This window comes from Methanolobus sp. (genome assembly GCF_016278385.1).
Lineage (GTDB): Archaea > Halobacteriota > Methanosarcinia > Methanosarcinales > Methanosarcinaceae > Methanolobus.
In genome coordinates, this window is record NZ_JADQBY010000021.1 from 76,201 (window position 1) to 89,807 (window position 13,607).

9 protein-coding genes and 1 tRNA gene are annotated in these 13,607 nt (G+C 39.9%); 3 read left to right on the top strand and 7 right to left on the bottom strand.

Translation table 11 applies throughout. From position 1 onward, the window contains the following. Positions 1-8: 8 nt before the first annotated feature. Both QZZ23_RS09685 and QZZ23_RS09690 read right to left on the bottom strand, forming a co-directional pair. Positions 9-2,189: a type II secretion system F family protein gene (locus QZZ23_RS09685; protein WP_292469427.1), complete on the bottom strand. Its 2,181-nt coding sequence runs from the start codon at positions 2,187-2,189 to the stop codon at positions 9-11. Positions 2,190-2,205: 16 nt separating this feature from the next. After that, the gene (locus tag QZZ23_RS09690) at positions 2,206-4,326 is read right to left on the bottom strand and encodes a type II/IV secretion system ATPase subunit (RefSeq protein WP_292469430.1); all 2,121 of its coding nucleotides are present in this window, start codon (positions 4,324-4,326) and stop codon (positions 2,206-2,208) included. 352 nt (positions 4,327-4,678) lie between these two features. On the opposite strand from QZZ23_RS09690, the gene QZZ23_RS09695 reads away from it, so the two are divergent. Then, the gene (locus tag QZZ23_RS09695; RefSeq protein ID WP_292469434.1) at positions 4,679-5,587 is read left to right on the top strand and encodes a UbiA family prenyltransferase; all 909 of its coding nucleotides are present in this window, start codon (positions 4,679-4,681) and stop codon (positions 5,585-5,587) included. 126 nt (positions 5,588-5,713) lie between these two features. Continuing rightward, a complete protein-coding gene (gene pheT, locus QZZ23_RS09700) occupies positions 5,714-7,333 on the top strand; it encodes a phenylalanine--tRNA ligase subunit beta (protein ID WP_292469435.1) in 1,620 nt (539 codons plus the stop codon). A 46-nt stretch (positions 7,334-7,379) separates the two neighbouring features. On the opposite strand, the gene QZZ23_RS09705 is transcribed toward pheT, so the two are convergent. From QZZ23_RS09705 to QZZ23_RS09725, 5 genes are all read right to left on the bottom strand, one after another. Beyond that, positions 7,380-7,475: transfer RNA gene (locus QZZ23_RS09705), tRNA-Arg, on the bottom strand. A 44-nt stretch (positions 7,476-7,519) separates the two neighbouring features. Continuing rightward, complete coding sequence (locus QZZ23_RS09710) at positions 7,520-8,269, bottom strand: sulfite exporter TauE/SafE family protein (RefSeq protein ID WP_292469437.1); 750 nt, start codon at positions 8,267-8,269, stop codon at positions 7,520-7,522. 37 nt (positions 8,270-8,306) lie between these two features. Next, positions 8,307-8,996, bottom strand: coding sequence for a TrkA family potassium uptake protein (locus QZZ23_RS09715; protein ID WP_292469440.1), 690 nt, complete (start codon positions 8,994-8,996; stop codon positions 8,307-8,309). Between the two features lie 5 nt (positions 8,997-9,001). Beyond that, positions 9,002-10,015: a TrkA family potassium uptake protein gene (locus QZZ23_RS09720; protein ID WP_292469442.1), complete on the bottom strand. Its 1,014-nt coding sequence runs from the start codon at positions 10,013-10,015 to the stop codon at positions 9,002-9,004. Between the two features lie 42 nt (positions 10,016-10,057). After that, a complete protein-coding gene (locus tag QZZ23_RS09725; protein ID WP_292469443.1) occupies positions 10,058-11,794 on the bottom strand; it encodes a site-2 protease family protein in 1,737 nt (578 codons plus the stop codon). Positions 11,795-12,323: 529 nt separating this feature from the next. Here QZZ23_RS09725 and ftsZ point away from each other — a divergent pair. Beyond that, positions 12,324-13,520, top strand: a complete 1,197-nt coding sequence (ftsZ, locus tag QZZ23_RS09730; RefSeq protein WP_292469445.1) for a cell division protein FtsZ — start codon at positions 12,324-12,326, stop codon at positions 13,518-13,520. The last annotated feature ends 87 nt before the right edge of the window (positions 13,521-13,607 follow it).

Here is a 13,607-nt window from a genome sequence, read left to right on the forward strand (position 1 = left end):
CCAGAGGTTTAGATAAACAATGTGAATATCGTATATCCTACGGCCATCATGATAGTTGAATGTTTAAGGCCGGAAATTACATTTCCTTCACCCATTGCACCTGCCATGAGTCCTGAACTGAGTCCCTGTATAATGGCTGCGTGCTTGAAAAGACGAGTGTAAGCCTCAAGATCAAAGCTTCCAAGGAAACCACTCTGTGAACCTGATGACGCCATCTGCTGCCCTGCTTCTGCCATTTCAGTAAGGAAGGTGGTGGAGATTACGTAAATAACACCAACAAATACAAGGAAGGATATGTAAATGATAACGATGTAGATCATCATACTCATGTTACGTTCTCTTTTCATTCCCTGTTCTGAGGCCGCATCCCTCGCAGCTACCATAAGTACTTCTCCGATATCCCCGCTGGATTCGTTAGCTTTTGTTATCAGTGAAATGGATCTTGTGACAACCTGTGTTCTCAGACGGTTTGCAAATCTTATCAGGGCATCGTTTATTTCAAGTCCCCAGAAAATATCATGCCATATCTTCCTGATCTCTGTGCTAAGATTATCAGTCTTTGACTTTGCCATAAGTCTGATCGAATCCCTTAGTGTCATGCCTGTTTCATTAGTGCTGGCGAGCTTTTTCAGGAAATCTGGGAAATTATTCTCAAGTTTTCTCTTTTTTCTTCCCTTTATCTCATGGAATATTGAAAGCGGTATTATAATTATGAATACTGCAAGAACTATTCTGTCATCAATGAAGTCCACAAGCAGTGCTAGATTACCGAGCCTGTGCAAATTTGAAAACAGGGGGATCAGAACAATAAGTAATGCAAGCGGTATTGTCACCACTAATGTTGTAAGTGGATTCTTGAACATCGGTGTGAGTGGATTCTTCATTATGCTTTTAAGTGTGAGTGACTTCTTTGATTTGATGAATCTCTCAAAGTAACCTCTTTGAAGAACCTTTTCTTCAGTCTCATCAATGATCTCACCGTTCTCGTCAAATACTTGTTCAAAACGTTTTGGAATATTTGGTATTCCATGGTCCAGTATTTCGGTTGTTGGAAGTAATCTTGGTTCTCCAAGTTCAGTTGGGGTTATGATGCTGATCATGACAACAAACATTATTGAACCGACGGGAAGGACTGCATAGATGATGGCATATACCATGGTGGTTGTGCCGGATCCCATTACAGCCATCATGACACCCATGATGATTATAAACAGAGGGCCTGCAACAAATGCAGTAACATAGGATTCTGCCAGCAGTCCAAGGGTTTCAAGGAACCCTTTTTGGTCAACTTCTGCTTTTACGAGGTATTGTTCTGATTTGTCACGGAAGTAATTTGGAATATTTCCTCCGCTGTCAATGACTGTCAGAAGATTATACATAAGGTCCTGGAACCTGTCGGATGGGGTTATTTCTGAAGCATTGGAAAGTGCTGTTCTAAGATCATGTCCGAAAAAGTCCATATCCCTGACAATTGAATCAATTTCCTTTGATACTTCTCCATATGTGTCCACTGAATTTGCAATAGCCCTGAAAACATCGATGATGTTCATTCCACTTTTACTCAGTGCATACATGAAGGTAACAGCATAAGGAAGCTGCATGTCTATCTTTGCTTTTCTTTCACCTGCCTGAAGAGCAGGGAACATCATGAACAAAGCATAAACAAGTCCACCCATCCCTAGCATAAATACTATTGTTATAAACAGTCCAAGGAATACTTCTTTGTAGGTGAGAAGCGGAGCCAGCAGGGGGCCAAATCTCAGATTTGTGATCTGATCAGGTAAACCCACAAGCACAATGACTGTATATGTCAGGAAAAGACCAAGAATAGCACCAACGATTCCTGAAATAATGGAATAGAAAATCGCATCTGAAATGTACATCTCATGGGAGATGGGTATACGTGCCTGTTTTAGTTGCTTTTGTAGATTTTCATAATTGGCTTTTTTTGCTTTTATTTTATCGCCTATAAATACAAAAGGAATCTTTTTGAGTATGTTTACGTATAGGGAGGCTTTTTTGGTGTAATACTCAGTGCTAAAATTCGGTTTTAGTTTTTTAGACTTTGTTTTAGGACTCTGGGTAACATCTTCATTTTCAAGCTTCTGCACACTCAAAATTTCATCTGAAACTGTATCTTCCCAATCGTTTTCGATCAGTTCATCAGGACTTTTTTTAATTTCAGTCACTCTATCACACCGACATTCATACTAGTTTCAGTTTCTTCAGAACCTTTTCAGGCGTTGACTGGTAAGCATTGATTATGTCTGATATTTCCTGGAAATCATTGATGTCATTGTTCATCATATATTCGAGGATCTTCTGGCGATAATACAATTCCTGATCTACTTTTCCCTGTCCCCAACCACGCCTCATCTTTATGTCGAAAAGGGCTTTTGATTCACCTGTACGAATGAACATGTCAGATTCTGAATCCCATACAAAAATATCGTTTGTCCTGATATTCCTTGTATTAGGATCAATATCAATGATCTCTACCAGTTTTATGTTTCTCCTGACACGTTTTCCCTTTGTATATGTCTGAGACTGAATACTCATAATATCAAGTGCCTGTATCATTGTACGGGGGACACTGATAGGTGGGTTCTCAAGCCTGTGAATCGCAGATGCTACAGAATCAGCGTGCATTGTTGAGAATGTCGTGTGCCCGGTGGACATTGCCTGGAAAAGCGTGAGAGCTTCTTTACCTCTGACCTCACCTACAAGCAGGAATTCCGGTCTCTGTCTCAGTGCTGCTTTAAGCAGATCATACATGTCAACTGCACCCCGCTCATCAGCTGTGAATGAATCCCTTGTGACACTCGGGATCCAGTTTGGATGAGGCAGTTTTAGTTCTCTTGTATCTTCAAGAGTAATAACCTTGGCTTTTTCAGGAATAAAAAGTGAAACAGCATTAAGGGAAGATGTCTTTCCGGAAGCAGTACCTCCTGCGTATATCAAACTCTTGTTGTTCTCAATACAGAGCCACAGGTAAGCCATTGATTCGGATGAGAATGTTCCCCATTTGATAAGATCTACAGGTGTAATAGGTGTATCACTGAACTTACGGATGGTGAAAGTACTTCCATGTGCTGTTACGCTGGTACCAAGTGTCATCTGTATCCTTGAACCATCCGGCATGGTTGCATCAACCATTGGCTCTGCAACAGAGATATGTTTTCCACTTCTCTGTGCCATCTGGATAATGAATGAATTTAGTTCATCTTCTTTATAAATTACATTTGTTGCAATGTTCTGATGTGCCCTGTGGTACAGGAAAATAGGTACATCATGGCCATTACCTGAGACATCTTCAATAGAATCATCCATCATCAGAGCATCAATTTTACCAAACCTGACAAAGTCCCTCTTGATGTAGTATGATATCTTTTCAAGCATGGGGGGTGTGATCTCTATTGTATAGTCCTGTATGATCGATCTGATCTTTGAGTCAAGGACCGCTTCTTTATCTTCTTCTTCCTCATTAATTTCTTCTACTAAAAGTACATCTCGCAGCCTGTCTTTGATTTCAAAAAGGAATGTGTTTTCAAAGTCAGTTAATTCCGGTTCAACTATATAGTAAAGGTGTTTATTTTTATCTTCATTGTATAAGATGACAATGAATGCATAAGGCTCGTTTACCCAGTATCGATCCATTTCCTGGTAGCCTTCGATACCCTTAAATTCTGTTATGGGTCCATGTAATTCCGGATTGTAAGGTTCGACTTCTAACTCTTTTTGTTGAAATAACCTTTTGATTTTGTTAATGATACCCAAATTATCATCTACATTTTTCTCGGATTTTTCAACTGCATCAATTTCATTTTCAGCTAGATCTGTTTTATGTTCTTCTTTTTCCGCTTTTTGGGGAATGAGTTCCCTTTTTTTATTTCCTTCTACAGTATCTGAATATTTTTTCCTTTCATCTTCGATTACAGATTGATTGTCCTTTTCTCCTGTATCGGGCAGCAATTTTTTAGGTGGGCCGAAATTAGGTGATTTAGGAAGCAATATTCCAATTTCTTCTTCTTCTTCTTCAGTCTCCCTGTCAGTTTTTTCAAGAATGTGTGCGAAATCCTTTTCGAATTTCCCTTCATCTTCCTTGATCTTAGATATTTCCTCTAGAATACTTGCAGTTTCATCGTCGGCAGCTTCATTATCATTCAATTCAGTATTCTGCATACCATCATCCTTTTCCCCGTTTTCATTTAACGATGAGTTTTCATCTTGTAGCAGTTCAGTCTCAGCTAACTTTTTTTCCTCTTCATTTTTACTGCTACTTTCGGAATGATCATTTCCTAAAGTATTTAATTGAGCATCGTCCATTGTTTCACCGTCTGATGCATAAATTTGTGAGTTAGAGATTTCATAAAATGTTGGGGGTCAATATAAGTATTATACGTATATTATAATTATAATGGTTATTAAAGTTATTGTCCTGATGCATATTTTTGCTAAAATTAATTAAAAAATGTCATCATACATATTCCATTTTAAATATATTGAGTTATTTTTTTGCTAAATATTAGTTGAGAATCTTTATTTTCCTCTTTCTCTCTTATATCTCCTGATGCATTGTGTATGTTCAAGCGTATATACATGATGTCCATGAAATATTATATAAAAATACAAAAATAGTTCATTATGTTAACATGCATGTTCAAAGGCATGACTCTTTATGGATTCTAATGTACATGCAGTTGATTCTGGGTTTGAATTAAAAAACGATGTTATAAAGTTTGTTGACTGTCTATGGAAAGAAATAATATTTGGTGGACATCTCTTTGCTACAGGTTCAGTATCTGTAATTATTGCATGTGCCACTCTGTTTATGGTCCAGTTAAGCTGGGATATTCTATTTATATCGTATCTTTTGTTTTATGCAATTTATCTTTACGACTATTCAACAGGTGCATCTTCAGATGAGCTTACAAATGGAACTCGTGCCAAATATCTTCAGTGTAAAAATAAGAGCACATGCATAGTAGCCGTAGTGTCTGTTGTATTGCTTGTATTATTACTTACATTTACTAATGTTTTTATAACATTGGTAAGCCTGTCAATTCTGGTACTGGGGCTTCTTTACGGCAGTCATTTTAAAAAGCTCACCAAAAAGATACCTGCATTTAAGAACATTTTCGTATCTGTTGTCTGGGCATTTATGGCATTATTTGTTTTTGTCTATTACTCACTCCCAATCACATATGGAGCAATAACCCTTGCACTTTTTATCTTCATCAGAATGATGAACATCCAGATACTTTTTGATGTAAGGGATGTGGAAGGAGATCGTGCTGATGGTCTTATGACAATTCCCGCATTGTTTGGTGAAAAGAAATATCCTTTCATTCTGAAACTTATTAATTTTACATCAATTGTTTTCATAGCTGCATGTATTATTCAGGGAATCCTCCCAATATTCACTCTGGCCATTGTTCCTGTTTTCTACTATGGTGTCGGTTACATAAACAGAGTTGTGAGGTCATCCAAAAACTATTCTTCATACGTATTTGCAGCATGCGAACCTATTATGTGGTCAGTGTTGATATTTGCAGGAAAATACATCGCCGTGCTTTGCACATTATAGGCGATGCTCAACTTTTTATTTTCCTTGTTCTAAGCTTTGGATTTAAACAAAAACATTAAATGTAAAGCTGGTTATGTTCTGCTAGATTGTAGCTATAAGAACCAGGGAAGGAAAGAGGAATACCCGATGCCGATTATAACTTTACCATATGATGACCTCGAACAATTAACAGGAACAGACAAGGATACTATAATTAAGCGCGTACCAATGATTGGTGCAGACATCGAGCGCATAGAAGAGCATTCCATAGATATCGAATTCTTCCCTGACCGCCCGGACCTTTACAGTGTTGAAGGTGTGGCACGTGCAATGCGTGGTTTTCTGGATATTGAAACAGGTTTCTGTGAATATGAAGTTAAACCTTACACAGTAGAGATAACAAAGGATAATGATATCGATTCTGTGCGTCCTGTATTTGGATGTGCTGTTGTTCGTGGTGTTAATTTCAGTTCCAGTTCCATAAAGACACTTATGGATCTGCAAGAATCCCTTCACTGGGGACTTGGACGTGACCGTAAAAAAGTATCAATAGGTGTTCATGATATCTCAAAGGTCCAGGCTCCTTTCAGATATATTGCAGCTGATCCTGATTTTAGTTTCATTCCTCTTGATTTTACAGAGCCTATGACTATGAAAGAAATACTTGAGAAGCATCCAAAGGGAACGCGCTTTGCGCATATACTCGATGGCTTTGATAAGTATCCTCTTATCCTTGATGCCAATGACAATGTCCTTTCTTTCCCGCCAATCATCAACGGTACACTTACAATGGTTACCGAGGAAACTACTGACCTTCTGGTTGATGTCACTGGTTTGAGTAATGAGGTGTACATTGCGCTCAACATTGTTACAACAGCTCTTGCAGAACGCGGCGGACAGATCGAGTATGTAAAGGTTGTTAATGCAGATGGAACAGAATCCATTCCATTAGACCTGAGTCCTAGGGTTAAAGTACTGGCCAGATCTGAGATAGACAGCCTTATTGGTATGGAACTTCCGGCTGACGAGATTGTAAAACAGCTTTATCGAATGGGTTTTGGTGCAAAAGAGCTTGAAGACGGACGTATTGAGGTTATGATCCCTCGCTATCGTGCTGATATTCTTGATAATTCTGATATAATTGAAGATATTGCAGTAGGATATGGTTTTGATAAGATCCCTGCAGTATTTCCAATGAATGCCACAGTAGGCAAGTCTCATAGTATATCCGACATAAGTTCTGATATGCGGGAAATTATGACCGGTCTTGGATATTCACAGGTTATGCCGTTCACTCTTACAAGCGAAAGAGTACATTTTGACTGGATGTGCAGAGAAAAGACAGATGATGTGACCTATGTCCTACATCCGATAAGTGAGGACCAGACCATGGTCAGGACAACTATTTTGCCAAACCTCATGGAGATCCTTTCCATAAACCAGCACAGGGAACTTCCACAGCGAATATTTGAGGTTGGAGATGTTGTTATTAATGGTAAGAATGGACTGCACCTTGCAGCTGTTTCCATCAATGCCCAGGCTAATTTTACTGAAGTAAGGGAACTTGTTGAAGCTCTTATGCGTGAACGCTTGGTAGAATATGAGGTTGTGGAGTCCGATGATCCCGTTTTCATGGAAGGTAGAAGGGCTGATATTATCGTTAACGGTAAGAAGATCGGCGTTATGGGGGAACTTTTCCCTCAGGCCATAGTCAACTTTGGACTTGGACAGCCAATCGTAGGATTTGAGATCGATCTGATGTATTGATCTCTACACATTTTTAAAAGAGTATGTTTCAGTAATAATTAAAAAACGGGCCTGCCGCGATTCGAACACGAGTCGATGGGTATCTCCGGACCATTTGGTCACATCGAAGCCCATCAGGATATCCTGGCTACCCTACAAGCCCGCAAAGCAACTACTGATTGCTGCTTCCTGTATTAAACCTTTCTATTATATAAGTCCTAATATCATTTTAAGTGCCATAATCCAGAGAATGACTCCAAACATCTTTTGCAGAGTTTCTGGTCTTATTTTGCTATGCATAATATGGGATCCCACCTGTGCACCCATAAATGATGCAATTACCACGGCAATAACCATGTGGATATCAGGGGTCCATGATGCTGCATGCGCTACAAAGGCTGACAGGGATGTAAAGAGCACTATAAATCCTGAACTTGCTGCGGCTCTTTTAATGTTAAATCCCAATATTAGCAGCAAGGGTACAATGAATGTGCCACCTCCTATTCCCAGAAGGCCTGATGCCATACCTATCATGAACCCGCAAATCGCTATTAACATAAATTTTGCATTTCCTTCTATCTGTTTATCCTGATACAATATTCTGGCTTTGGAAAATATCATTTCCTCTCCTACAAATATCATAAGAAGAGCAAACATAAAAAGGAGCAAATTTACTGGTACTATTTTTGTAAAAAATGCCCCAATTTGCGCTCCTGTCATGGAGGCAACTATGAAAGGGATTGCTATTTTGAAATCGACCATCTGTTTTCTGATATATGTGATGGCTGCAGACCCGGAGGTAATGGTGTTTAAAAGTAGTGCAATGGTAATTGAAGAAATAAAATCCCCGGTTAACCAGTAAAAAAATGGTACATAGAATATAGCTCCGCCCAGCCCGATCATAGAAAAAAGTGCTGATACACAAAATACAATAAGGGCAAGAATAATTATTTCCATTTAGCAACAATCCCTAAAGGCAGTTGTTTTTGATCTATCACTTTACATATTTTTCCTTGAACTTTGATATTTCTTCCTTTCCACCTACAACGGCAATGATATCATCCTTTAGTATAACTGTGGATGGAAGTATGTCAGTGATAATTTGTCCATCCCTTTCAATTCCTATAACGGTGCAACCTATTTTTTTTCTCAAGTCAATATCTGCAACCGTTTTATTTGCAAGTTCCTTATGACTTGTAACTGTGTGTTTCTCAATTTCTATGCCTTCATATAACATGATATCTTCATCCATTTTCTTGCATGAAGCATCAAGGCAATCAGATGTCATTTTTGCCAGCATCTGCCCGGCAACAATTGGCAGCGCTGCTACATAATCTGCACCGGCTTTGTAGATCTTATCAATTGATTTGTAGGAATTTGCCCGTGCTATAATGGTGGATTGTGGATTCAAGTCGCGGGCTATTAGAATAGCGAACATGACATCAGTATCATCGTTTAGGGACACAATTACTGTGGATGCATTCGGAACACCTGCCTGTATGAGAATATCTTCTTCTGTTGCATTTCCTATAACATAATTAAAATCTGCATTTTCAAAGCCATGGGTGTTAGAATCAACAACTGTGAACTTAATATTTGCATACTTCAGAGTTTCTACTACCCTTCTGCCGACATCTCCATATCCAAGCACTACGAGATGCCCTTTATATGTTATATTTTCCATGAAAGTCACTCCATATATTGTGTCAGTTTCTTCAGACTGGAAAGCTGTTCGGTTGAACCAATGTCAAGCAGTACTGAATTGTCCTTGATGATATCATCAGGTCTGATGAAAAAAGTAAGGCTTCCTCCTTTCCAGATACCCACTACATTTGCACCTGTTTTCTCTCTAATGGCTGCATTTTTCATTGTTTTTCCTATCAAGGGACTTTTTGGGTAAATTGGCAGTTCCACAATGCTCACACCTTCAAAGAATTCTGTTGCTCCTGTGAGCCTGTTTACAAATGGATCAGCTGCTTTTCTTCCGATGAATCTGCCAAACATTTCCTTCGGGGATACAACACTGGTAGCACCTGCATATTTCAGGTATTTTTTATTTGACCTGTCTTCTACTATAGCAATTATGTTCAAATCACTGATGTTGCGTGCCGTCAGAATAACATTCGCATTCAGTTCATCTGAGCGATTTGCAATAAGGAAGTGCGCATCTTTTATATTTGCATTTTTTAGTGTCTCTTCCTCGTAAACATCTCCGTAGATAGAGTGAATATCACGCTTGAGTAAACTTTTGACAAGTTCTGCATCTTCTTCTACGAGAATATAGGGAATATCATTCTCTTTCAGTTCTTCGATCAACGTTTCTATAAGCCTGTTATATCCGCATATAATTATGTGATCACTGAGTTTCTTTGGAGCTTTTGTAGGAATATTTGAATGGATTATCTTTTCCATCCATGGTATTATTGCAAGGGTAAAGAGAATCCCAAAAACAAGTGGTATTCCTGATAATTGCACAAAGACTGCATATACTTTACCCAAATGGGATCTTACTGTGATGTCTCCATATCCTACAGTTGTAAGGGTGCTGACAACCCAGTAAAAAGCATCATAGAAGTTTGCATGCTCAAGCTGACCTTCGTGGATCATTATACGAATGAAAAGAAGCATATAGAACATTATGATGGCCAGAGCTCCTATTACCGTTCGCATCAAGTTCTTATGCCAGAAGTGCCCTCTTTTCATTCGCTTCACCTTTATTGTGTAGCTTGCTTTCAGAGATCACTCTCAGAATCCATGCACTATATATGGTCCAAATATCATGAACAGGAATGACATTAGTATCAGCATTGCAAAGGTCGCAGCTATCATTGCAGATTTACGCTCTGCTTTTTCCTCATCGCCAGTAATTCTGAATATGAATGCATTCATATAATCTCTGAATACGTGTCCTCCGTCCAGTGGTACAGCGGGCAGACAATTGAAAAGCCCTACATAGAAGTTGAGCCATCCGATCCAGAGAAGGGCGTTTGCAAGCCAGAATACTCCTATTCCAAAGGGTTCTGCCCATCCCACAGGTTCGTAGAACTGTGCAAGGGTTCCGCTAAATCCGGGAAAACCTTCTCCTGTAAAACCAATTATAGGCAGTCCCAGAAGTATGATCCATCCTGTCAGGCCCTTAAGCATTTGTGGTATGCTTCTAAAGAGGTCAAGGTATGCTGCTGCCGGGAATTCTCCAACGTTTATTCCAAGAGATGTTACAACCGGGCCATCAGAGCTGGTGACAACACCAAGAAATCCCTTGTTTTCAACATCCGGGTGTTGTGCCAGGATGACGCTATATTCGGTTGTGTTTTCAGCGTTTTCAGTACCAATCCCAATAATCACTTCCTGCCCAGGTTGAGTAGTGGTCATGATACTCTGGAAATCGGTATATGCGCGTATGGGGCTTCCATCTATATACAGGATACTCATTCCTGCTTCCAGTCCTGCTTCAGATGCAGGTGAATCTTCAACAATGCTTTGTATAATTATTCCCGCGGGCCCGATAGCTGCGTCCACTATTTCAGTTTCATAGCTTGATACTACCCTGTCCGTCGCCGCATAGACTGTGACCTTTGCCCCCGTTTCAAGCCCATCAAGATATTGTAGCAGTTCGTTGACGTTCCTTATTTTTGTATAATCTATTTGGGTAATTACCATGTCCTCCCGAATACCAGCTGCGTATGCAGGGCTTCCTTCCTGTACATCAACGATCATTGTGTCGCCAAGTGGTGACATTGCACCAAGCACAGGTCCGAAGAGAAGACTGAATGCAATCAGTGCAACTACAAAATTTGCCATTACTCCTGCTGCCAGAATACGTGCTCTTTGTGTACGGGTTGCTATTTTTTTGTCTGTTTTGGTGATTCTTTTCTTTTCATTTTCACCAATGATTATTCCAAGTCGGCGGTCCCCGTATGGATCGTTCTCATCGTTGAATTCCTCTTCCTTTTTTCCAAAAAGTTCTTCTTCGTCGGGTTCAGCAAATCCTCCGATGGGGACCACTGCAAGCAGGATTCCCATGGACTTGACTCTGATATCTTCTACGCGACACAGGATTGCATGTGAAAATTCGTGTACTACAAGAGTGACAACAAGTGCAATTATGCCCCAGGTAAATGGTATGAACTCATTTACACCCGGGATAAGGAAGATGTTCCTTGCTTCATTGAATTTTCCGGGTTCCGGCATTGAATTAGTTCCAATAGAGTTAAGCATTGCAATATCAGATAGAATGATTACTAAAAACATTGCTATCATTCCAATGAACATCAGCCTGATACCTATGTCTGCGTAGATACGCCATGCTTTCTTTGGAATTGCAAGCTTGTCCAGAAGATGTAGTCCATGTGTGGTCCTGATCATCAGGACAGGGCCATAGGTGCTTATATTGTATTTTTTCAATATTCCTTTTCTTTCCAGCAATATTACAGCCAGCCAGTAAAGAAAAAAGATTGTTAGTGCAATGTTTGTTCCGTCCAAAAAAACTCTCCGGCATTAGTGTTAATAGAATATGGCTCTAATTCATTTTAAAAGGTATTATATTTTGTCACTATACATGTAAAAAGTCTATAGTAAAAAGTCTATATAAATTTTCAGGGAATAATATGCGTGAATAAAATAATAGGTCTCATAGTTATATAGTAAATATAAATATAATAATATTCATGGATAAATTTATATACTTATATTATTAAATGTAGAGTTTGACAAATGTCAGCTTTACGTCCCTTTTCTTTTGGGCCTTATGCAGTTAAGATAAATGAAACGTCTGATCATCAGACTTGCAGAGGAATGGTTAAAATTGATGTTTCTCTGGTTGTCAGTGGGTGTTCAGTTGCCATTTTCCACTTGCATAAAAGGATAAGTATAAAAAGAATAAGGCGAATAGAGCAATTACAGAATTTCGAAACGTTAATAAACGTTGATAAATGGTTACAGTTAAAATCGAGCAACAACTAAAAACCAAGTACACTATACCGAAGTGACACATATCCGTGAGGGGATGAAAGTGCAATCAATAGTTCAGGAAGCGTTAAAACACACAGAGAAAGAGAAAGAGTACCGCCAGTCGATCGCAGTTGACGATGCATTTGATATTCTTGGCCAGCCCAGGATTATGATCGTTGGATGTGGTGGTGCAGGTAATAACACTATTAACAGACTTTACAACATGGGTATTGAAGGTGCCGAAACAGTGGCAATTAACACTGATAAGCAACACCTTGATCTAATCCGTGCAGACAAGAAGATCCTTGTGGGAAAGACTCTCACCCGTGGTCTTGGTGCCGGAGGTTATCCGGAAATTGGTGCCAAGGCAGCGGAACTTGCACGTGGTACCCTTGAAGATATTTTCAAAGATGCAGACCTTGTTTTCATCACAGCTGGTATGGGGGGAGGAACCGGTACCGGTGTCGCTCCTGTAGTTGCTGAGGTCGCAAAGGAGCAGGGCGCAATTGTTGTAGGTATGGTATCCAGTCCTTTCAGGGTTGAAAGGGCAAGGGCAGTCAAGGCAGAAGAAGGTCTTGAGGAATTCCGCCGTGCAGCAGACACAGTAATTGTGCTTGACAATAACAGACTCCTTGAGTATGTGCCAAATCTTCCAATAGACCAGGCATTCTCAGTTATGGACCAGATCATCTCTGAGACCGTAAAAGGTATTACAGAGACAATTACTCAGCCTTCACTTATCAACATTGACTATGCTGACATCAGAGCTATCATGAGCTGTGGTGGCGTTGCTGTAATGCTTGTAGGAGAAAGCAAGACACAGGACAAGAGTGACGATGTGGTTCGTGCAGCACTCAATCACCCACTTCTGGATGTAGATTACAGAGGTGCAACAGGCAGTCTTGTACACATTACAGGTGGACCTGACCTCAGTCTTAAGGAAGCCGAGGAGATCGCTGCTTCACTCACATACGAGCTATCATCCAGTGCAAATGTTATCTGGGGTGCACGTATCAGTCCAGAATATGAGGGCAAGGTGCGTGTAATGGCTATCATGACAGGTGTCCAGTCAGCACAGATACTTGGTCATCCTCAGTGCAACATTGCTTATGAGAGTGCACCGGTTTCAAACAGGGCACCCGATGAACCTCGTGCATACAGGCGTGCAAGCACAGCTGTAAACAGGGTAGGCCGTCCGGTCGTTGAGCCAATCCACACCCGAAATAATGGTGGTTCAATAATCGATATAATCCACTGACATTTTAACACGATGTCCGGTATATTCCGGACATGCCAATTTTAAGCTTATAATTGGCAGTTATTCTTTTTTACTTTCACTACTATT